At 67.6% G+C, this 19328-nt stretch carries 21 protein-coding genes; 10 read left to right on the top strand and 11 right to left on the bottom strand.

Annotation, left to right across the window (positions count from 1 at the left end):
• Positions 1-67: 67 nt before the first annotated feature.
• The gene (locus IEW24_RS27045; RefSeq protein ID WP_188584033.1) at positions 68-1099 is read left to right on the top strand and encodes an L-threonylcarbamoyladenylate synthase; all 1032 of its coding nucleotides are present in this window, start codon (positions 68-70) and stop codon (positions 1097-1099) included.
• The gene (locus IEW24_RS27040) at positions 1096-1533 is read left to right on the top strand and encodes a GNAT family acetyltransferase (protein WP_188584032.1); all 438 of its coding nucleotides are present in this window, start codon (positions 1096-1098) and stop codon (positions 1531-1533) included. Before IEW24_RS27045 ends, IEW24_RS27040 begins: the two co-directional genes overlap by 4 nt.
• Positions 1534-1539: 6 nt before the next feature.
• On the opposite strand, the gene pdxR is transcribed toward IEW24_RS27040, so the two are convergent.
• Positions 1540-2952, bottom strand: coding sequence for a MocR-like pyridoxine biosynthesis transcription factor PdxR (pdxR, locus tag IEW24_RS27035; RefSeq protein ID WP_188584031.1), 1413 nt, complete (start codon positions 2950-2952; stop codon positions 1540-1542).
• A 90-nt stretch (positions 2953-3042) separates the two neighbouring features.
• On the opposite strand from pdxR, the gene IEW24_RS27030 reads away from it, so the two are divergent.
• Positions 3043-3780, top strand: coding sequence for a pyridoxamine 5'-phosphate oxidase family protein (locus tag IEW24_RS27030; protein ID WP_188584030.1), 738 nt, complete (start codon positions 3043-3045; stop codon positions 3778-3780).
• A gap of 78 nt (positions 3781-3858) precedes the next feature.
• Positions 3859-5073 (top strand): MFS transporter, encoded by a 1215-nt coding sequence (locus IEW24_RS27025; protein WP_188584029.1) that lies wholly within the window; start codon positions 3859-3861, stop codon positions 5071-5073.
• 6 nt (positions 5074-5079) lie between these two features.
• Here the strand turns inward: IEW24_RS27025 and IEW24_RS27020 are convergent, their stop codons facing one another.
• Both IEW24_RS27020 and ygfZ read right to left on the bottom strand, forming a co-directional pair.
• A complete protein-coding gene (locus IEW24_RS27020) occupies positions 5080-5697 on the bottom strand; it encodes a DNA-3-methyladenine glycosylase I (protein ID WP_373870148.1) in 618 nt (205 codons plus the stop codon).
• On the bottom strand, positions 5694-6545 hold the full coding sequence (ygfZ, locus tag IEW24_RS27015; RefSeq protein ID WP_188584028.1) for a CAF17-like 4Fe-4S cluster assembly/insertion protein YgfZ: 852 nt from the start codon (positions 6543-6545) through the stop codon (positions 5694-5696). The genes IEW24_RS27020 and ygfZ overlap by 4 nt, the downstream gene beginning before the upstream one ends.
• 95 nt (positions 6546-6640) lie before the next feature.
• Between ygfZ and IEW24_RS27010 the strand changes: the two genes are divergently transcribed.
• Positions 6641-7978, top strand: a complete 1338-nt coding sequence (locus IEW24_RS27010; RefSeq protein WP_188584027.1) for a dihydroorotase — start codon at positions 6641-6643, stop codon at positions 7976-7978.
• An 80-nt stretch (positions 7979-8058) separates the two neighbouring features.
• On the opposite strand, the gene IEW24_RS27005 is transcribed toward IEW24_RS27010, so the two are convergent.
• From IEW24_RS27005 to IEW24_RS26995, 3 genes are all read right to left on the bottom strand, one after another.
• Entirely contained in the window at positions 8059-8331 is a 273-nt protein-coding gene (locus IEW24_RS27005) for a hypothetical protein (protein WP_188584026.1), read from the bottom strand.
• Positions 8332-8483: 152 nt separating this feature from the next.
• A complete protein-coding gene (locus IEW24_RS27000) occupies positions 8484-8933 on the bottom strand; it encodes a TIGR02301 family protein (RefSeq protein ID WP_244644699.1) in 450 nt (149 codons plus the stop codon).
• On the bottom strand, positions 8930-9367 hold the full coding sequence (locus IEW24_RS26995; protein WP_188584025.1) for an NUDIX hydrolase: 438 nt from the start codon (positions 9365-9367) through the stop codon (positions 8930-8932). The genes IEW24_RS27000 and IEW24_RS26995 overlap by 4 nt, the downstream gene beginning before the upstream one ends.
• Before the next feature lie 196 nt (positions 9368-9563).
• On the opposite strand from IEW24_RS26995, the gene IEW24_RS26990 reads away from it, so the two are divergent.
• On the top strand, positions 9564-10127 hold the full coding sequence (locus IEW24_RS26990) for an HD domain-containing protein (protein ID WP_188584091.1): 564 nt from the start codon (positions 9564-9566) through the stop codon (positions 10125-10127).
• The gene (locus IEW24_RS26985) at positions 10124-10630 is read left to right on the top strand and encodes a tyrosine phosphatase family protein (protein WP_188584024.1); all 507 of its coding nucleotides are present in this window, start codon (positions 10124-10126) and stop codon (positions 10628-10630) included. The genes IEW24_RS26990 and IEW24_RS26985 overlap by 4 nt, the downstream gene beginning before the upstream one ends.
• Here the strand turns inward: IEW24_RS26985 and IEW24_RS26980 are convergent.
• Complete coding sequence (locus IEW24_RS26980; protein WP_244644698.1) at positions 10616-11575, bottom strand: class I SAM-dependent DNA methyltransferase; 960 nt, start codon at positions 11573-11575, stop codon at positions 10616-10618. The two genes, IEW24_RS26985 and IEW24_RS26980, sit on opposite strands and share 15 nt — an antisense overlap.
• 46 nt (positions 11576-11621) lie before the next feature.
• On the opposite strand from IEW24_RS26980, the gene IEW24_RS26975 reads away from it, so the two are divergent.
• Together IEW24_RS26975 and IEW24_RS26970 are read left to right on the top strand one after the other, a co-directional pair.
• Positions 11622-12695, top strand: coding sequence for a ligase-associated DNA damage response exonuclease (locus IEW24_RS26975; protein ID WP_188584022.1), 1074 nt, complete (start codon positions 11622-11624; stop codon positions 12693-12695).
• Positions 12692-14353 carry a cisplatin damage response ATP-dependent DNA ligase gene (locus IEW24_RS26970; protein ID WP_188584021.1) on the top strand — a complete coding sequence of 554 codons (1662 nt, stop codon included), beginning with the start codon at positions 12692-12694 and terminating at the stop codon, positions 14351-14353. The genes IEW24_RS26975 and IEW24_RS26970 overlap by 4 nt, the downstream gene beginning before the upstream one ends.
• 13 nt (positions 14354-14366) lie before the next feature.
• On the opposite strand, the gene IEW24_RS26965 is transcribed toward IEW24_RS26970, so the two are convergent.
• Complete coding sequence (locus IEW24_RS26965) at positions 14367-15989, bottom strand: ABC-F family ATP-binding cassette domain-containing protein (protein WP_188584020.1); 1623 nt, start codon at positions 15987-15989, stop codon at positions 14367-14369.
• Between the two features lie 251 nt (positions 15990-16240).
• Here IEW24_RS26965 and IEW24_RS26960 point away from each other — a divergent pair, with 251 nt between their 5' ends.
• Positions 16241-16513 (top strand): hypothetical protein, encoded by a 273-nt coding sequence (locus IEW24_RS26960; protein WP_188584019.1) that lies wholly within the window; start codon positions 16241-16243, stop codon positions 16511-16513.
• A 61-nt stretch (positions 16514-16574) separates the two neighbouring features.
• Here IEW24_RS26960 and IEW24_RS26955 read toward each other — a convergent pair whose 3' ends face one another.
• Genes IEW24_RS26955 through IEW24_RS26945 form a run of 3 tightly spaced genes read right to left on the bottom strand, consistent with a single transcriptional unit; the run spans position 16575 to position 19136 of the window.
• Positions 16575-18038 (bottom strand): MFS transporter, encoded by a 1464-nt coding sequence (locus IEW24_RS26955; protein WP_188584018.1) that lies wholly within the window; start codon positions 18036-18038, stop codon positions 16575-16577.
• Position 18039: 1 nt separating this feature from the next.
• A complete protein-coding gene (locus tag IEW24_RS26950) occupies positions 18040-18708 on the bottom strand; it encodes a hypothetical protein (protein ID WP_188584017.1) in 669 nt (222 codons plus the stop codon).
• A gap of 50 nt (positions 18709-18758) precedes the next feature.
• Entirely contained in the window at positions 18759-19136 is a 378-nt protein-coding gene (locus IEW24_RS26945) for a hypothetical protein (protein WP_188584016.1), read from the bottom strand.
• Positions 19137-19328 lie beyond the last annotated feature (192 nt).

The following is a 19328-nucleotide window of genomic DNA, read 5'->3' as shown; positions in this document are numbered from 1 at the left end:
CGCATGCGCCGGCCCATCGTCCGATCCGGCGTGCGGCCCAGACAGCCTTCCGTGGCGCCCGATTCCCATGACCCCTCACCTGCCCCCTGCCGACCGCGACACCCAGCTGCTGCCCGCCGCCACGCCCGCCCGGGCGAAGTTCGCCGGCGTGACGGCCGCACGCGTGATCGCGGAGGGCGGGCTGGTCGCCTTCCCTACCGAGACGGTGTACGGACTGGGGGCGGACGCAGGCAATCCGCGCGCGGTGGCCGGCGTCTACGCCGCCAAGGGCCGCCCAGCTTTCAACCCGCTCATCTCCCACGTGCCGGATGTCGCCGCCGCCGCCCGGCTGGGCGATCTCAACGCGGATGCGCAGAAGCTCGCCGCCGCCTTCTGGCCCGGTCCGCTCACGCTGGTCGTGCCCTGCCGCGACACGGATGCCATCTGCGATCTCGCCCGCGCCGGGCTGGAGACCACGGCCCTGCGCGTACCGGACCATCCAGCCGCCCTCGCCTTTCTCGCCGCGGCCGGCCGTCCGGTGGTGGGGCCGAGCGCCAACCGCTCCGGCCATGTCTCGCCCACCACCGCCGCCCATGTGCTGGCGGATCTGCGCGGCCGCATCGACGCGGTGCTGGATGCGGGCGCGACCCCGGTGGGCGTCGAGTCCACAATCGTCGATTGCTCCGGCCCCGAGCCCCGCCTGCTGCGGCCCGGCGGCCTCACCCGCGCCGCCATCGAGGCGGTGCTGGGCCGTCCCCTGCCCGACGCCGCCCATGGCGATGCGGCGAAGCCATCCGCGCCCGGACGGCTGGCCTCGCACTACGCGCCGAACGCGCCCGTCCGGCTGGAGGCCGCCGACGTGCGCCCCGGCGAAGCGCTGATCACCTTCGACGGCGTGCTGCCTCCCGGCCATGAGCGCGCCGCGCTGGTGATCGATCTTTCGCCCACCGGCGATCTCGCCGAGGCCGCAGCCAATCTCTACGGCACACTCCGGACCGTGGACGCCCAAAGCGCCGCCGGCATCGCCGTCGTCCCCCTTCCTCGCGAGGGCCTCGGTGAAGCCATCGCCGACCGTCTCGGCCGTGCCGCGGCGCCCCGCCCCAAGGACATCGAACCATGACCAGCCCGAGCGCCTTTCCCATCGGCCACGTGTCTCCCGAGGAAACCGAGGCGCTCATCGCGCTGTGGCAGGCCTGCGAGCTGACGCGCCCGTGGAACGATCCCCATGCAGACATCACACTCGCCAAGCGCGGGCCGCACTCCACCATCCTCGTAGCCCGCGACGGCGCGACGCTGGCCGGCTCGGTGATGGTGGGCCACGACGGCCACCGGGGCTGGATGTATTACCTCGCCGTATCCCCCGCTCATCAGCGCAAGGGCCTCGGCCGCATTCTGGTAGCCGCCGCCGAGGACTGGCTGCGGGCGCGCGGCGTGCCGAAGGTGATGCTGCTGGTGCGGCCGGACAATGAGAAGGTACGCGGCTTCTATGATGCGCTCGGCTATCAGGACGAGCCCCGCACCGTCTTCTCCCGCCGTCTCGACGGCGCGGACTGACCTCCCCTACCCCTCGCGCGCGGCCGCCCAGCGGCGCGCGGCGGCTGCCAGTTCTTCCGGCGGGAAGCCGGAGAAGCCGATGACAAGCCCCTGACGCCGGGGCGCATCCACATGCAGCGCCGACAAAGCGCGCGGGCCAAACCCCACCGCATGGGCGCGGCGTACGAGCACGGTGTCGTCCGCCCAGTCCGGCCGGGTCAGCAGCAGGTGCAGGCCCTGGTCGGGCGCGAGCACCGGCAGGCCCGCCTCCGACAAGGTCGCCAGCAGCGCGTCCCGCGCGTCCCGCGCTCTCCGGCGGGCGCGACGCAGATGGGCGGAGAAATGCCCGCCATGGAGAAAATCCGCCAGCGGCTGCTCCATGAGCGTCGGCGGATAGCGATCGGCCCGGTTGCGCACGTCGATCACGGCCGCCAGCAGCGGCTCCGGCACCACCACATAGCCCATGCGCAGGCCGGGAAAGAGCGCCTTGGAGAAGGTGCCGACGTAGATCACCCGCCCGGCCGGATCCATGCCCTGCATGGCGGTGAGCGGCGGGCCCGCGTAGCGGAACTCGCTGTCGTAATCGTCCTCGATGATCCAGGCCCCCGCCCGTCGCGCCCAGTCGATGAGCGCGAGGCGGCGGGCCATGGTCAGCGTCACGCCAAGCGGAAACTGGTGCGAGGGGGTGACATAGACCGCCTTCGCCTCGGAGGCCCGCTCCTCCCCTGCCGCGGGATCGAGCCCCTCGCCATCCACCGGCACCCCTACCAGTTGCATCCCCGCCCCGGTAAAGGCTGCGCGCGCCATGGGATAGCAGGGGTCCTCGATCCACACCGGATCGCCCGGCTTGAGCGCCGCACGGATCACAAGGTCCAGTGCCTGCTGTGAACCGGAGGTGAGCACGATCTGCTCCGCATGGCAGCGGACGCCCCGCGCGGCCCGCAGATAAGCTGCCACCTCCTGCCGCAAGGCGAGGTTTCCACGAGGATCGCCATAGGCGAAATGCGCCCGCGCCGGTGCCGCCAGTTGCCGGGCCAGCAGCCCGCGCAGGAGCTGGAATGTGCGCGTATCCGGTGCCGCGATGCCAAGCCCGCCGGGCAGTGCCGGGGCGAGCACCACGTCGGCTGTGGGAGCAGCCGGAATCGGTAGCATCTGCGGCACCGCCTGCGCCACATAGGTGCCCGCACCCACGCGGGCTTCCGCAAAACCTTCCGCCAGCAGCATCTCGAACGCCGCCACCGCAGCTCCGCGCGAGACACCGAGCCGGGTGGCCAGTTCCCGCGTCGGTGGCAGCTTGGTGCCGGGCGGTACTCCGCTTTCGATCAGCCGGCGCAGTTCGCCGTAGAGCGCCGCCGGGCGCGGACCGGCCAGCGGCAGAACCGGAATCAGGGCCGACCAATCCGGTGCATCAGATAAATTGGTTCGATCAGAAGGCTTCATATTGGACCTATCTGAGGGCCAATCGGAACCGTAGGTGTGAGGCAGCCAGCGCGTGAACGCAAGCCACACCGATCAGGGATTTTTGGCGAGATGACACAGGACACCCTCACCCGGCCGGACACCGAGACCCAGTTCCCCGTCACCCCGCGCAACAAGGTGAAGCGGATGCACGAGCGCGGCTCCTATGACCGCGCGGTGATCTATCCGATCCTCGATGCCGCCTTCCTGTGCCACGTCTCCTATGTGATCGACGGCCAGCCCTTCGCCACCCCCACCATCCACTGGCGCGAGGGCGACACGCTCTATTGGCACGGCTCGTCCGCCAGCCGCATGCTGCGACATCTGAAGGCGGGCATGCCCGCCTGTCTCACGGTCGCGCATCTGGATGGGCTGGTGCTGGCGCGCTGCGGCTTCAACCATTCCGCCAACTATCGCTCTGCCATGTGCTTCGGCATCGCGCGTCTGGTGGAAGATCCGGACGAGAAAGCGGCCGCCCTCACCGCACTGGTGGACCGGTTCTTCCCCGGTCGTGACGCGACGCTGCGCCCATCCACCGCGCAGGAAATCAAGGCCACCACGGTGATCGCCATGGAGATCGACGAGGCCTCGGCCAAGGTGCGCGCCAAGGGCGTGGGCGATGACGAGGAGGACCTGAACCTGCCCATCTGGGCCGGTGTCATCCCCGTGCGCACGGTCATCGGCACGACGGAGACCAGTCCCCACGTACCCGCCGGCATTCCGGTTCCGGATCCACTGAAGGTCTATGCCGAAGGCACCCCATTGGATGCCGCCCTGCTTGCGGCTCAGAGGATCTACGAAGGGGCGTGACAGCGGCGCAGGACAGGAGCAATAGATGGCTCGCCAATAATCGGCCAACCATAGAATCAAGACGCCAACGCCCCCGCCATGGACGCCGCCCTTTTCCGAGTTCTGTTCATTACGGCCGTAATCCAGCTCATCGGCTGGGGAACGTCGAGCCTTCTGGCCATCGTCGGCGTGACCATCGCCGAAGAGCTGCGCATGGACGTGCCGACCGTGTTCGCAGGCAACACGGTCTTCTACTGCATGATGGGCCTGTGCAGTCCCCTGCTCGGCCGCTCCTTCGTTCGCCATGGCGCACGAAGGGTGATGATGGTGGGCACGCTGGTGGCGGCGCCCGGCTATCTGCTGCTTGCCGTCGCGCAAGGGCCGTTCAGCTTCTTCGCAGCCTGGGTGCTCATTGGAGCCAGCGGCGCCACCTTGTTGGCCACCGCCGCCGCCATCCTGATCCATGAACGGGCCGGCGTGCAGGCGCAACGGGCCATGGGCGCGCTGCTGCTGGCCACCGGCCTCTCCAACAGCCTGTTCTGGCCGGCCACCGCCGTGCTGGCGGACCTGTTCGGCTGGCGGATCACCTGCGCCATCTATGCCGCCTTGCCGCTGGTCGTGCTGCTGCCGCTGCTCGCCTTTGCCCTGCCCGCGCAGAAGCCGGTCCTCGCACCATCCCCGCTCCCGGACGCATCCCCGGCGAGCCCGGCCAAGCCGAGCGTGACCACTCGCAGCACCTTCCTGCTGATGATGGCCGCCATCGCCCTCAACGGCTTCGTCACCTTCGGCTTCAATGCGGTCATCATCGAACTGCTGAAGGTGCAGGGTGTCCGTATCGATCTTGCGGTCGCGATAGGTTCCGCGCTCGGCGTTTTGCAGGTGAGCGCGCGGGTGGTGGATTTTCTCGGCGGTGGACGCTGGGACGGCCTCACCACCGGCCTGTGGGGCGGCACCTTCATCGCGGCCGCCCCGCTGGTGGTGATGCTGGGCGGCGCTTCCCTGCCAATCATCGGTCTATTCGTGGTGGTCTATGGCCTCGGCAGCGGCGCGTTCACGGTCGCCCGCAACACCATTCCAATGGTGTTCTATGATCAGGCCGCCTATGCCCGTGCGCTGTCGAATATCGCGCTGCCATTGAACATCGCCTGTGGCCTCTCCCCGCCGCTGTTCATGATGCTGCTGCTCGGACCGGGACCGGATACGCTGCTGGCGCTCGCCACCTGCGGTGCCGCGCTCTGTCTCGGAGCGCTTCTCGTGTTGCGCGGCCGGCGGCCTCGGCCGACCGGGCTCGCCAGCGTCACGTCTACCGGCTGACTCGCATCAATGGCCCCGCCAGCACCCCGCGTAATGATCGTCCACGAGGCCGCAGGCCTGCATGGCGGCATAGACGATGGTGGGGCCGCAGAACTTGAAGCCCGCAGCCTTCAGCTTCTTGGACAGCACCCGTGAGGCCGGCGTCTCCGCCGGAACGTCGCCGGGCTTGCGGGGCCGGTTCACCAGCACCTCGCCATCCACCGCCTCCCACATGAAGGCGGAGAAATCGACGCCCTTCTCGCGCAGCTCGAGATAGGCACGAGCCGAGAGCACCGCGCCCTCGATCTTGGCGCGGTTGCGCACGATGCCGGCATCCGCCATCAGCGCCGCCTGCTTCTGCGCGTCATAGCGCGCCATCACCTCCGGCTCGAAGCCGTCGAAGGCGCGGCGGAAATTGTCCCGCTTGCGCAGGATGGTGATCCAGGCGAGGCCGGCCTGAAAGCCGTCGAGGACCAGCTTCTCGAACAGCGCCCGCGAATCGCGCTCCGGCACGCCCCATTCGGTGTCGTGATAGGCGGTATAGAGCGGATCGATGCCGCACCAGGCGCAACGGCACTTGCCGTCCAGATGGTTGCGCAGGCCCGTATGCGGAGCCGGCGCGACGTCGGTGGAAACGGTGCTCACGCGTCCCCCATTTCGAAGCTGGCCCAGTCGGGCACCTTCAGGGCCAGTTCCACGCCGCCCGCCACCAGCGGCAGGCCAGAGGCCTTGGCATCCGCCACTCGGTCAAGCCGCACCAGTGCGATGCCGCGACCGGAAGCAGCGGCCGACGAGCCCATACGGCCCACGGTCTTCTCGCCGGCGCGAATCTCGGCCCCCTCCTCCGGCGCGGAGGTGAACAGCGCCTCCACCGCACGGGTGCGGGCGATGCCGCGATGCTGGGTGCGCGAGACCACTTCCTGGCCGATATAGCAGCCCTTCTTGAAATCCACGCCGCCGAGCTGGTCCATGTCCGCCTCGTGCGGGAAGGCATCGCCATAGACGAAGTCCGCCCCGCCCTGCGGAATGCCGAGCGCGATGCGATGGGCCGCATAGGCATCGGGGTCGCCCCCGAGCGCCTGCGCATCGGAAGCGAACATCACGCAGCGCAAGCCGAGGTCTTCAAGCCGGGGATCCTCGAATGCTTCCGACCCGGCCGGCGCCACCTCCTCGCCCCACACGGCGACGACGGCGCGCGCATCCTCCAGCGCCACCTCCACCTTGGACCGCAGACGGTACATGGTGAGGCGCTTGACGAGATCGGGCGCAACGGTGCGGGGCGCATCCAGCAGGAAAGTGTCCGGCTGCGCCTTGGGGGCATAGATCAGGAAGTCGCTGATGATCTTGCCCTGAGGCATCAAAAGCGCACCATAACGGGCGCCGCCTTCCTTCAGCGTGTTCACGTTGCAGGTAACGACATTATGCAGGAAAGCGCGTGCGTCCGGGCCGGTCACGGTGACGACGGCGCGGTCCGCGAGATGGGCAATGGGCATGGCCTTGTCCTTGTCCGGAGCCTGCTGATCCTTGTCAGGAGGCTCTTGGAGACCTAAAGCCACCGGCACGTCCCCCAGCAAGCGAGCGACATGCCATGGCCGATAGCTACGATCTTATACTGAAGGGCGCGCACGCCGTAACGCCGGAAGGCGAGGTGAAGACCGACATTGCCGTGAGCGGTGGTCGTATCCGGGCGTTGGGCAATCTCGGTGCCGCCAGCGCCGGCGAAGTGGTGGACGCCACCGGCCTGCACATCCTGCCGGGCGTCATCGACACCCAGGTCCATTTCCGCGAGCCCGGGCTGGAACAGAAGGAAGACCTGGAGACCGGATCGCTCGCCGCTGTCATGGGTGGCGTGACCGGCGTGTTCGAGATGCCGAACACCAATCCCCAGACCACCAATACCGCCGCCTTCGAGGACAAGATCCGCCGCGGCACCCATCGCATGCACTGCGACTTCGCCTTCTATGTGGGCGGCACGCATGACAACGTCGCGGACCTGCCCGAGCTGGAGCGCCTGCCGGGCGCGGCCGGTGTGAAGGTGTTCATCGGCTCGTCCACCGGTTCGCTGCTGGTGGCGGACGACGCGGGCGTCAAGGAGATCCTCAAGGTCATCCGCCGCCGCGCCGCCTTCCATTGCGAGGACGAGCCGCGTCTCATCGAGCGCAAGCCGCTGCGCGTGCCCGGTGATCCGACTTCGCACCCGGTGTGGCGCGACGAAATCGCCGCCCTCACGGCGACGAAGCGTCTCGTCAACCTCGCCCGCGAGGTGGGGGCCCGCGTGCACGTGCTGCACATCACCACCGCCGAGGAGATGGACTTCCTGGCGGACGCCCGTGACGTGGCTTCGGTGGAAGTGACGCCCCACCACCTGACCATGGCGGCCCCGGAGTGCTACGAGCGGCTCGGTACGCTGGCGCAGATGAACCCGCCGGTGCGCGATGCCCATCACCGTGACGCACTGTGGCGCGCCATCTCGGCCGGCATCGTGGACGTCATTGGCTCCGACCATGCGCCCCACACGCTGGAAGAGAAGGCCAAGCCCTATCCGGACAGCCCTTCGGGCATGACCGGCGTGCAGACGCTGGTGCCGCTGATGCTGGACCATGTGAACAAGGGCAAGCTCTCGCTGCTGCGCTTCGTGGATCTGACCAGTGCCGGCCCGGCCCGCCTGTTCAACATCGCCCGCAAGGGTCGCATCGCGGTGGGCTATGACGCCGACTTCACCGTGGTGGACCTGAAGCGCCGCGCCACCATCACGGCGGACTGGATCGCCTCCCGCTCCAAGTGGACGCCCTATGACGGCGTGGAAGTCACCGGCTGGCCCGTGGGCACCTTCGTGCGCGGCCGCAAGGTGATGTGGGAAGGCGAACTGACCACGCCTGCGCAGGGCGAGCCCATCTCCTTCCTGGAGTGCCTGCCGAAGGCCTGAGGCAGAAGCTCAAGCCAAACGAAAAGCGCCCCGCCGGATCACCGGCGGGGCGCTTTTTGATTCCGAGGCTGCGGCGCGCCTTACTGACGCTGGCCGATCAGCGTGTATTCGCCAGCGCGCACGCGCCCGGCGAGGCTTTCCAGATATTCGGCGGTCGGCTGCTCACCATAGATGTCCACCAGCGTGCGCAGGGCGCTGAATAGTGCCGCCTGCACCAGGCAGTCCTCGTCGAGGCCATCCCGCAACGCTTCCGTCCAGGCGTCTTCCAGGTAGGAGAGCGCCACATGCCGCTCATCCGAGGCGGGCTCGGACACATGAAGCGGATGGGAGGCGAAATTGGACGTGCTGGACAAGATCGACCTCCGCGCCGCCCCACCAATTTGTGCGGCGAGGAAGAAGTAGCACGCCATGCGGCTCCGTCACGGAAGTTCTGAACGAAAGGTTAATCCGTCCCCGGCAATCCCCACACGACGTCGGCACGACGCGCACAACAGCTTCTGAACGCTCAGTTTCCGCCAAACCGCACCACGATTTCGTGCGCCAGCTTCGCCCCCTCGTCCATCTGTCGCTGCACGGCGAGCGCGGCAGCCGGGGTACAGGTGCGGTAGACCGCCGCATAGCTGGAATAGCCGGCATTGAAGGAGGCCACCAGCTTGCCCTTGCGGGTATCGGAAGGCTGTTCCGCATCCAGAAGGGTCTGCATCTCGCTGCGCCAGCGCTGTCCTTCCCCCGACGCACCACAGAGCGGACGGAGGTAATGCAGCGAGCCGAGCAGCTCGGCGATACGCATCAGATCCTGCTCATAGGGCGGGGTGGAGCCTTCCGAGGCGGCCGCCAGAGCCTGCCCCACGCCTAGGGGACCGGCGCACAAGGTGACGGTCAGGGTGAGGGCGGCGGCAAACGGGCGCATCTGGACCATGGCCGCTTTCGTCGCTCCGGTCAGGGCCGCCGTCAAGAGGCCGCCTCCACTGCCCGCAGCCGCGCGGCGGCGAACACCACGTCGGAAAGGCCGTCGGTGGTGGCAAGGCCCGCCACCTCCTCCGGCGTGAACCAGCCCACTTCCAGCGCCTCCTCACCCGTCATCGGCTCGCCGGAACGCCAGCGGGCGAGGTGGGCGATAACCACGAAATGCGAACGCAAGGCGCCGTCCGGAGCCCGGACGATGATGTCGCGCGCGGCGGCGACGGCAAGGATCTCCGCCTCCACCTGCACCTCCTCCATCACCTCGCGGGCGGCGGCTTCCGCCAGCGTCTCGCCCGGCTCGACCCGGCCGCCCGGCAAGCTCCACAGCCCCTCGCCCGGCCCCTTGCCCCGGCGGGCGAGCAGGACACGGCCATTGCGGAACACGGCGGCACTGGCGGCAAGGGTCGGTCGAACGAGGTCGGTCATGATCGGCGCTGGGCTCCCAGGAAACGCGCCCTTTCCTAGCAGGCTTCGCAGGTGCGCGGGTCTTTCTCGCGGGCCTGACGCAGGCTATCAGGAGAACAGATCAAGAATCAGCACAGGCAGACCGCGCGTGACAGCAACAGGCGAAACGGCAAAGTCGAGTGGCCGCGGCGCCCCACGCCCCCGCGCCTGGCAGCGCATGCTCTCCGGCCGCCGGCTGGATCTGCTGGACCCCTCGCCGCTGGACATCGAGATCGAGGACATCGCTCACGGCCTCGCCCGCGTCGCCCGCTGGAACGGGCAGACCAGCGGCGACCATATCTTCTCCGTCGCCCAGCATTCCCTGCTGGTGGAACGGCTTGCCCGCGAGGCGAGCCACGACCTTGACCGCGCCTGGCGCCTCGCGGTGCTGCTGCACGATGCCCCGGAATATGTGATCGGCGACATGATCTCGCCGCTCAAGGCCATGATCGGGGGCGGCTACAAGCCGGTGGAGGAGCGCCTTCTGGCCGCCATCAGCCTGCGCTTCGGCCTGCCGCCGAAATGGCCGACCGCGCTGCACAAGATCACCAAGGCCGCTGATCGGGCCGCCGCCTATCTGGAAGCCACGCGCCTCGCCGGCTTCTCGCACACGGAAGCGCAAAAGTTCTTCGGTCGCGCCCCCGGTCTCGACGCGGACGTGGAGGCATCCTATCTCTCTCCATGGAGCGCACAGGAGGCCAAACAGAAGTTCCTGGCGCGGTTCGAGGAAATCGTCCGATGATCCACGTCTGCTCCCTCTCCCGCCTCCACGAGACCGTGGAGCGCACCGGCGCCCGCCACGTCATCACCCTCATCAACGGGGGCACGGCGGTGACGCGGCCGAACAATGTGGACCCCACCCATCATCTCTTCCTCGGCATCAACGACATCGTCGAGGAAGCGGAAGGACTGGTGGCCCCCGGCGGTGCCCACATGCGCGACCTGCTGGACTTTGTGACCCTGTGGCCGCGCGAGGCGCCGCTCGTCATTCATTGCTATGCGGGCATCTCGCGCTCGACGGCGGCGGCCTACACGACGCTCTGCGCCCTGATGCCCGAGCGCGACGAGATGGAACTGGCGCTCCGCCTGCGGCAGGCATCGCCAAGCGCCACGCCCAATGCCCGCCTCGTGGCTCTGGGCGACACGGCACTTCACCGCGAGGGGCGCATGGTAAAAGCCATCGCCTCCATCGGGCGCGGGGCTGATGCCTTCGAGGGCGAGCCCTTCGCCCTACAGATCGACTGAACGGGCAAGCACCGCCACCAGCCCCGGCACGGGCGCGCCTTTCTCGGTGCGGGTGGAGCGTGGTTCCAGCGTGAGCACGGCAAGGCCGGCTGCCGAGGCTTCAGAACGCACCAGCGCCTCTGCATGCGCGTAGCGCAGGGTCTCGCGCAGGAGCAGGCCTTCTCCCGCATGCGTCTCCACCGTGAAGGCGAAGAGAGCCTGCGAGGCCATGGCGATCTGCGCGGCGCGGAATATGGGGCCGAGATCCCCCACATAGCAGAGCGCATCCGCCGCCAGCACCAGATCCAGACTGCCGGGCGTCACCGCCTCCAGCGCCGCGCCCATCTCGCCCACCTCAAGCCGGGCATAGAGGCCGAGTGCCTCGGCCCGTTCCACCATGGCGGGGGAGAGATCGACGCCATCCAGTACCTCTACCTTGTCCGCGAACAGCGGCGCGGCAAGGCCGGTGCCGCAGCCGAGATCCAGCGCGCGCGCGAACCGCGCCGGGCGGCCGCGCGCGGCGCACACGGCATCCACAGCCGCCGCCAACACCTCCGGCCCCCGATAGGCGAGCTTGTCCCGCAGCGCCGTATCGAAGCGCGGCGCATATTGATCGAACAGCGTGCGCACATAGTCCGGCGACATGGCATCTTCCGCTGCCGTGGCACCAAGCTGGGCGAGCCGCAGGCCCGCGCCCAGCGCATCCGCCGGATCGCGATCGCGCGCCTGCCTGAAGGCGTCCGCCGCACCCGCAGTGTCGCCCGCCGCCTGCCGCGCTTCGCCGAGCAGGAACCATGCCGCGACGAAGCCCGGAGCTTCGCCCACCGTGTCCGTCAGAAGCTCGGCGGCGGCCGCGGCATCGCCCGCCTCGAGGTCTGCCCGCGCCCAGTCGAGCCTGCGGTCGAGGGCTGGGTTGCCGGATGAGGCGAACAAAGGCTGGGTCTGGGGACGATGATCGGGAACCACGCGGGCCTCGCGGGATTGAGGAATGCTTCCCATATAGCTTTTGACCATGCGCCCGGAAGAGCTTCTCTGCCCCTCGCCCAAGGGCCTTTATTCCCCGGCCGGCGATTTCTACGTGGACCCGACGCGCCCTGTGGCCCGCGCAGTGATCACGCACGGCCATTCCGATCATGCCCGACGCGGCCACGGGAAGGTGCTCGCCACCCGCGAGACGCTGAGCATCATGGCCCTGCGCTATGGCGCGGACTTCGCTGGCGAGACGCAGGCGATTGCCTATGGCGAGAGCGTGGATGTGAACGGCGTGCGTATCACCGCCCATCCCGCCGGCCATGTACTGGGCTCGGCGCAGATGGCATTGGACTGGCGCGGGCTCACCATCGTGGCGTCCGGCGACTACAAGGATGCACACGATCCCACCTGCGCCCCCTTCGTGCCGGTGCGCTGCCACGTATTCATCTCGGAAGCCACCTTCGGCCTGCCGGTATTCCGTCATCCGGACGCGTCGCACGAGACCGCCAAGTTGATGAAATCGGTGGCGCTGTTTCCCGAGCGCGCCCATGTGCTCGGCGCCTATTCGCTCGGCAAGGCCCAGCGCATGATGGCGCTGATCCGACAGGCGGGGCACTCGGCTCCGCTCTATGTGCACGGCGCACTGACCGCCATCTCGGCCTATTACGAACAAGCCGGCGTGCCGCTCGGCGAGGTGCGGCACGTGAAGGGGGTGAAGAAGGCGGATCTGGCCGGTGCCATCATCATAGCCCCTCCGTCCGCCATCACCGACATCTGGACCCGCAACTTCCCCGATCCCGTCACCGCCTTCGCCTCGGGCTGGATGCGGGTGCGTGCCCGCGCCCGGCAACGCGGCATCGAGCTGCCGCTCGTCGTCTCCGACCATGCGGACTGGGACGGGCTGATGGCCAGCGTCACCGCGACCGGCTGCGAGGAGCTGTGGGTGACACACGGCGCCGAGGACGCCCTCGTGCATTGGGCCGGCACGCGGGGCCTGCGCGCCAAACCGCTGCACATGGTGGGCTATACGGAGGAAGACGAGGCGGCGGAGGGCGAGGCGGTGGCCGAGGCCGAGGCCGGGCCGGATGCGGCGCCACAGGATGGCGCGTCATGAACGAATTCGCCGAACTGCTGGACCGCCTCTCCTACGAACCGCGCCGCAACGCCAAGATCCGCCTGATGGCGGACTATTTCCGCATGACGCCCGATCCGGAGCGCGGGGTGGCGCTGGCGGCGCTCACCGGAAAACTATCCTTCACCAATGCCAAGCCGGCGCTCATCCGCGCGCTGATCGCCGAGCGCACGGACCCGGTGCTGTTCGAAATGTCCTACGACTATGTGGGCGACCTCTCGGAGACCGTCGCCCTCATGTGGCCCATCCCGAAGGAGGCGGAGGCCGCCAATGCCAACCACCCGCCCTTCCTCTCCGAGATCGTGGAAGGTCTGGAGACGCTGCCCAAGCGCGATCTGCCGCGCCAGCTCAGCATGTGGCTCGACGGACTGGACGAGACCGGCCGCTGGGCGCTGCTGAAGCTGATCACAGGATCACTGCGCGTGGGCGCCTCCGCCCGCCTCGCCAAGACGGCGGTGGCTTCGCTGGGCGACATTCCACCCGACGAAGTGGAACTGGTGTGGCCCGGCCTCGCCATGCCTTATCGCGAACTGTTCGCCTGGGTCGAAGGGAAGGCCGAACGCCCCGAGACGCTGGATCCGGTGCCGTTCCGGCCGGTAATGCTGGCCCATGCGGTGGAGGACGAGAGTTTCAGTGCGCTTGAAGCCGATGCTTACGCCGCCGAATGGAAGTGGGACGGCATACGCGTGCAGGCCGTCTGCGGGCGGGATGCAGAGGGCAAGCGCGTTGGCCGCCTCTACAGCCGCACCGGCGAGGATATTTCCGGCGCCTTTCCGGATCTCATGGAGGCACTGGATTTCGACGGCGCCATCGACGGCGAACTGCTGGTGATGCGCCACACCCGCGTGCAGTCCTTCAACGTTCTTCAGCAACGGCTCAACCGCAAGAGCGTGACGGCGAAGATGCTGGCGGAATTCCCCGCCCATATTCGCGCCTATGACCTTCTGGCAGAGGATGGCGAAGACCTGCGCCCCCTGCCCTTCCGCGCCCGCCGCGCCAAGCTGGAGGCGCTGGCCGCCCGGTTGATGGCAGAAGGCCACGATCGCATGGACCTCTCCCCCATGGTACCCTTCGACACCTGGGAACAGCTCACCGCCGCCCGTGCGGACCCGTCATCCGCCGGAGCGGGCGAGGATGCGGCCGCGGTCGAAGGGGTGATGCTGAAGGCGTGGGACAGCGCCTATCTGCCCGGCCGCCCCAAGGGGCCGTGGTGGAAATGGAAGCGCGATCCGCACACGGTGGATGCCGTGCTGATGTATGCCCAGCGCGGCCACGGCAAGCGCTCTTCCTTCTATTCCGACTATACCTTCGGCGTCTGGACCAAGGGCGAGGAAGGCGGCGATGTTCTGGTGCCTGTCGGTAAGGCCTATTTCGGCTTTACAGATCAGGAGCTCATCGAGATCGACAAGTTCGTGCGCCGCTCCACCATCAACCGCTTCGGCCCGGTGCGCGAAGTGGTGCACGAACCAGACGAAGGGCTGGTGCTGGAAGTCGCCTTCGAAGGTTTGGCGCGCTCAACCCGGCACCGCTCGGGCGTCGCCATGCGCTTTCCCCGCATCGCCCGCCTGCGCTGGGACAAGCCGCCCCGCGAAGCGGATCGGCTGGAAGCGCTGGAGGCGCTGCTGAAGGCTGAGGGGTGAGAGCTTTCAGCCCTCAGTGCCGCAGGCCCGGCGCTTCCTGTCCGGTACGGGCCACATATTCCGTATAGCCGCCGCCATATTGGTGAATGCCATCCGGCGTCAGTTCCAGCGTGCGGTTGGACAGCGCGGCGAGGAAATGGCGATCATGCGAGACGAAGAGCATGGTGCCCTCGTAATTCGCCAGAGCGTCGATCAGCATTTCCTTGGTGGCGATGTCGAGATGGTTGGTGGGCTCGTCCAGAACCAGGAAGTTCGGCGGATCGAACAGCATCATGGCCATCACGAGCCGGGCCTTCTCGCCGCCGGACAGCACGCGGCAGCGCTTCTCCACGTCGTCGCCCGAGAAGCCGAAGCAGCCGGCCAGCGAGCGCAGGGAGCCCTGCCCCGCCTGCGGGAAGGCGTCCTCCAGCGATTCGAACACGGTGCGCTCGCCGTCCAGAACTTCCATGGCGTGCTGCGCGAAATAGCCGAGCTTCACGCTGCCGCCCAGCTTGACGATGCCGGTGTCGGGATTGGTTGAGCCAGTGACCAGCTTGAGCAGCGTGGACTTGCCCGCGCCGTTCACCCCCATCACACACCAGCGCTCCTTGCGGCGGATCGAGAAATCGAGCCCGTCATAGATGACCTTGGAGCCATAGGCCTTGTTGACGCCGCTCAGCGTCACCACGTCCTCGCCGGAGCGCGGCGCGGGCTGGAATTCGAAGGTCACGGTCTGGCGACGGCGCGGCGGCTCCACGCGGTCGATCTTGTCCAGCTTCTTCACCCGGCTCTGCACCTGCGCGGCATGGGAGGCGCGTGCCTTGAAGCGCTCAATGAAGGCGATTTCCTTGGCGAGCATGGCCTGCTGGCGCTCGAACTGTGCCTGCTGCTGCTTGTCCGCCAGCGCCCGCTGCTCGGCGTAGAATTCGTAATTGCCGGTGTAGGAGGTGAGCGTGCCGCTGTCGATCTCCACCACCTTGTTGACGATGCGGTTCATGAAGGCGCGATCATGCGCGGTCATCATCAGCGCGCCGTCATAGCCGCGCAGGAAATCTTCCAGCCAGATCAGGCTTTCGATGTCGAGATGGTTGCTCGGCTCGTCGAGCAGCATCACGTCGGGGCGCATGAGCAGGATGCGGCCCAGCGCCACGCGCATCTTCCAGCCGCCGGAGAGCTTGCCGACGTCGCCGTCCATCATCTCCTGGCTGAAGCCGAGGCCGTCCAGCACCTCCGAGGCGCGGCCCTCCAGCGCATAGCCGCCCAGTTCCTCGAACCGGCCCTGCACCTCGCCATACCGCTCGACCAGCGCTTCCATCTCGTCGGCGCGGTCGGGATCACCGAGAGCGATCTCGATCTCCTTCAGCTCGGCCGCCACCACGCTCACCGGGCCGGCGCCGTCCATCACGGCCGCGAGCGCGCTCTGGCCGGACATCTCGCCCACGTCCTGATTGAAATAGCCGATGGTGATGCCGCGATCGGCGGAGACCTGGCCCTCATCGGGCGGCTCCTGGCCGGTGATCATGCGGAACAGCGTGGTCTTGCCCGCGCCATTGGGACCGACGAGGCCGATCTTCTCGCCCTTCAGCAAAGCGGCGGATGCCTCGATGAAGACGATCTGCTTGCCGTTCTGCTTGCTGATGTTGTCGAGCCTGATCATGCCTGTCCGCGACGCCTGCGTTGGGGGGAATGCGCGGGCCTTTTAGCAGACCTTGCTGCATTGCGCCGAGAGGCAAACGCGAAACTTCGGACATGCCTGTCCCGCCCGGGATGCAGCCGATCTATTGATGCGCGTTCCGGCACAATCAATCGCGCAACATCCGTATTATCCCGAAGCCGCTGCGGAGCTATCTCTTCTCTCGAAACGGGGCGCCACCAACGACGCACCGCTGAAAATCAAGGAGACCTCCCATGCGTACCATGACTTATGCCGCCCTCGCCCTTGCCGCCGGCCTTGCCTTCTCGGGCGCCGCTTCTGCGGACGAATATATCTCGCAGGCCAACCGCGATAATTACGCGTTGAGCGCACAGGGCCACTTCCCTGGCGCTGCCGCTGCCAGCCAGTCTCTGCTGCCGGCTAATGCGCAGGCCACCGTGCGGTTCGCCCCGCAGGGCGCCATCCAGGCCCCCGCTGCCGACCCGCACTGGGGCCCGGCCATGGAGGGCACGCCCTCCCGCCTGTGACATTGTCCTGAGTTAGTCCCCGAACGGGGCGGGCGGAGCGATCCGCCCGCCCCGTCGCGTCTCAGTCCACGGCGGACAGTGGACGTGCCACCTGCTCCAGAGGCTGACGCTCGGCGCGGATGCCGAGCCACAAAGTCACCAGCGCAGCCAGCAGCATCAGGCCACCCGCCAGCATATACCCCAGAAGCACGTCGGCCCGCGCACCGGAGCCGATGAGCACGCCGAACAGCCAGGGCGCCACCACTCCACCAATACCAGTTCCGAACGCATAGAAGAGCGCGATGGCGAGTGCCCGTATCTCCAGCGGAAAGCTCTCCGCCACAGTGAGATAGGCGGAAGACGCCGCCGCTGAGGCGAAGAAGAAGGCACAGGACCACGCCAGCACCTGCGTCGTCGCATCCAGCATCTCCCGCTCGAACAGCACGCCGGTAGCGATGATCAAGCCGCCCGACATGGCATAGGTGAAGGCGATCATCGGCTTGCGGCCGAGGGTATCGAACAGTCGCCCCAGCAGCAGCGGCCCCAGCACATTGCCCGCCGCGAAGGGCAGCACATACCAGCCCACCTGCGCGTTCGGCACGCCGTAGAAGGTGCCGAGGATCATGGCGTAGGAGAAGAAGATGGCGTTGTAGAAAAAGGCCTGTGCCGTCATCAGCACGACGCCCAGAAGTGTGCGCCGGGGATAGAGGCGCAGCAGCACATGCAGCACGGTTGCGAAATCGGGCGTCGCATGGGAGCGCACACGGATGCTGCCGCCAGGTTCGGGCAACACCTCTCCGTTCCGCGCCACCTGTGCCTCGATATCCGCCATCACGTCCTCGGCTTCCGCGTGCCGGCCATGGGTCATCAGCCAGCGCGGGCTCTCGGGAATGAAGCGGCGCAGATAGAGGATCACGAGCCCCAGAACCGCACCGAGGAAGAAGGCCAATCGCCAGCCGATCTCCGGGTCGATCAGGGCCGGGTCCAGCAGGAAGATGGTGCCCACCCCGCCCAGGGCGGCGCCCACCCAGAAGCTTCCATTGATCACAAGATCAGTCCAGCCACGCCGCCGCGCGGGGATCAACTCCTGAATGGCCGAATTGATGGCGCTGTATTCCCCGCCGATGCCCGCCCCGGTGAGGAAACGGAAGAGAGCGAAACTCGCCAGATCCCAGGATACGGCCGTGAGAGCGGTCGCCACCAGATAAACCAGCAGCGTGACATTGAAGAGCGTCTTGCGGCCGAAGCGATCCGCCAGCCAGCCGAACAGCAGCGAGCCCGTCACAGCCCCCGCCAGATAGGCGCTGCCCGCCAGTCCCACCTCTGCCGGTGTGAACTTCAGCACCGGGCTGTCCTTGAGCGCACCGGCCAGCGAGCCGGCCAGCGTCACCTCCAGCCCGTCGAGGATCCAGGTGATGCCCAGCGCCACTACCACCAGCCAATGAAAACGTCGCCACGGCAGACGGTCCAGCCGGGCGGGAATGGAGCTTTCGATGATGTCGGTCGATGGGCCGGGTGGCGATGCAGCCGGCTTGCCATACGCCATCCTAGTTGCTGCACTTCAGTTCATGCCAGCTCACCGCCATCTGACCATCGTCGGCAATGCGGATCGTGGCTGCCCGTTTCTCGCGCGCCCCGCGCGGATTGCCGCAGCCGTCGTAATAGACCTCCTTGAGCGTACGCTGAACAGAGGTGGACGCATCCGGCCCGAGGCGCAACACATCGAGCGAAACCACCATCTGCCCCATGTTCATGAAGCTGCCTTCCAGCAGCAGATCCCGCTTGCCATCCGCCCCCGCGACCGCACCGACGATGGCCTGATAGCCGCCAGTGGCCGGCAGGACATAGGCTCCGGTGGCTCGCTGGCCCTCCAGCACCAGAACCAGCTGCGGAATAGTGGTGTTGAGATCGGTGGCCGAAGGCTTCCCGGCCGAGAGGAGGTAGGCGGTCTCCCTTGCACCCGCCGCGGTGAAGGCGCCAGTGGAGCTGCCGAGGATCAGCGGCTTGCGGCCCAAAGGATCGCGCACGGAGGCAGGCTGCTGCGCCAGCGCCGCCATCACTTCCGACTCGGCCGTCTTGGACACCGGGGAAGCGGGCATCGCCTTCTCGTAATTGCGAACCTTCGCATAGTCGATCACGGTCGCGGCCGCCGCCGGGAGCGAAATGAACCCAAGCAGCAAGGCGACACCGAGGAAGAAGCGAAAAGCCTGTCTCACGGAATACTCCTTGCGAACCGCCGCCCCCCAACGGGCCGGCTCCAGACACCTCAGGCGCGAAAGCCATCGGGTGCGGCGTTGACGTGAAGCAGGAAGCCCCATGCCGCCACGGCGCCAAGCCAGAGCACCGCCACATAGGCCAAACGCCGCAAGCCGCGAGATCGACCCCGGCTTTTCAGGATTTCGTCGAGAATACCGGCTGCGAGGAAGGAAACCGGCCAGAGGATGCCGGCCGCCACCAGCACCGGCCACAGCCATGGCCCCTTGGCCTGCCAGATGGGCGGCCAGAACAGACGCAGCACCGGAGAGGCCGGCAGATAAACGAGGAAGCTGGAATAGCCGAAGCTGACGATGGCGAGGACCACCGCGCCGATGGCAGCCAGAAAGGAGCCGCGCATGGCCCAGAGATGCCGGAAGAAGCCTCGCACGCCGCGCTCCTCGTCCTCCCCCGCTTGTTCTGGATGCCGCCCCCCGGCGATGATGCGGAAATTCTGGCGAGGAATGTGACGAGAGTGCGCAAGCGCCACCTTGACCGTGAGAATCCGGGCAGAGGGGCGGCGCGAAAAAATTCGGGGGCCATGTCACGTCCCATGTCACACGGCACGAGGGCCATCTCGTCT

The organism is Azorhizobium oxalatiphilum, from assembly GCF_014635325.1.
Taxonomy (GTDB): Bacteria; Pseudomonadota; Alphaproteobacteria; order Rhizobiales; family Xanthobacteraceae; genus Azorhizobium; species Azorhizobium oxalatiphilum.
This window is presented reverse-complemented; position numbering and strand designations above follow the sequence as displayed.

What these genes read in the sequence shown, in the direction of transcription:
- IEW24_RS26965 (WP_188584020.1), bottom strand. Translation starts at nt 15,989, where the DNA reads ATGATCAGGCTCGACAACATCAGCAAGCAGAACGGCAAGCAGATCGTC.
- IEW24_RS26970 (WP_188584021.1), top strand. Translation starts at nt 12,692, where the DNA reads ATGAACGAATTCGCCGAACTGCTGGACCGCCTCTCCTACGAACCGCGC.
- IEW24_RS26995 (WP_188584025.1), bottom strand. Translation starts at nt 9,367, where the DNA reads ATGACCGACCTCGTTCGACCGACCCTTGCCGCCAGTGCCGCCGTGTTC.
- pdxR (WP_188584031.1), bottom strand. Translation starts at nt 2,952, where the DNA reads ATGAAGCCTTCTGATCGAACCAATTTATCTGATGCACCGGATTGGTCG.
- IEW24_RS27010 (WP_188584027.1), top strand. Translation starts at nt 6,641, where the DNA reads ATGGCCGATAGCTACGATCTTATACTGAAGGGCGCGCACGCCGTAACG.
- IEW24_RS26960 (WP_188584019.1), top strand. Translation starts at nt 16,241, where the DNA reads ATGCGTACCATGACTTATGCCGCCCTCGCCCTTGCCGCCGGCCTTGCC.
- IEW24_RS27045 (WP_188584033.1), top strand. Translation starts at nt 68, where the DNA reads ATGACCCCTCACCTGCCCCCTGCCGACCGCGACACCCAGCTGCTGCCC.
- IEW24_RS26990 (WP_188584091.1), top strand. Translation starts at nt 9,564, where the DNA reads ATGCTCTCCGGCCGCCGGCTGGATCTGCTGGACCCCTCGCCGCTGGAC.
- IEW24_RS27030 (WP_188584030.1), top strand. Translation starts at nt 3,043, where the DNA reads ATGACACAGGACACCCTCACCCGGCCGGACACCGAGACCCAGTTCCCC.
- IEW24_RS26975 (WP_188584022.1), top strand. Translation starts at nt 11,622, where the DNA reads ATGCGCCCGGAAGAGCTTCTCTGCCCCTCGCCCAAGGGCCTTTATTCC.
- IEW24_RS26985 (WP_188584024.1), top strand. Translation starts at nt 10,124, where the DNA reads ATGATCCACGTCTGCTCCCTCTCCCGCCTCCACGAGACCGTGGAGCGC.
- IEW24_RS26955 (WP_188584018.1), bottom strand. Translation starts at nt 18,038, where the DNA reads ATGGCGTATGGCAAGCCGGCTGCATCGCCACCCGGCCCATCGACCGAC.
- IEW24_RS27025 (WP_188584029.1), top strand. Translation starts at nt 3,859, where the DNA reads ATGGACGCCGCCCTTTTCCGAGTTCTGTTCATTACGGCCGTAATCCAG.
- ygfZ (WP_188584028.1), bottom strand. Translation starts at nt 6,545, where the DNA reads ATGCCCATTGCCCATCTCGCGGACCGCGCCGTCGTCACCGTGACCGGC.
- IEW24_RS27040 (WP_188584032.1), top strand. Translation starts at nt 1,096, where the DNA reads ATGACCAGCCCGAGCGCCTTTCCCATCGGCCACGTGTCTCCCGAGGAA.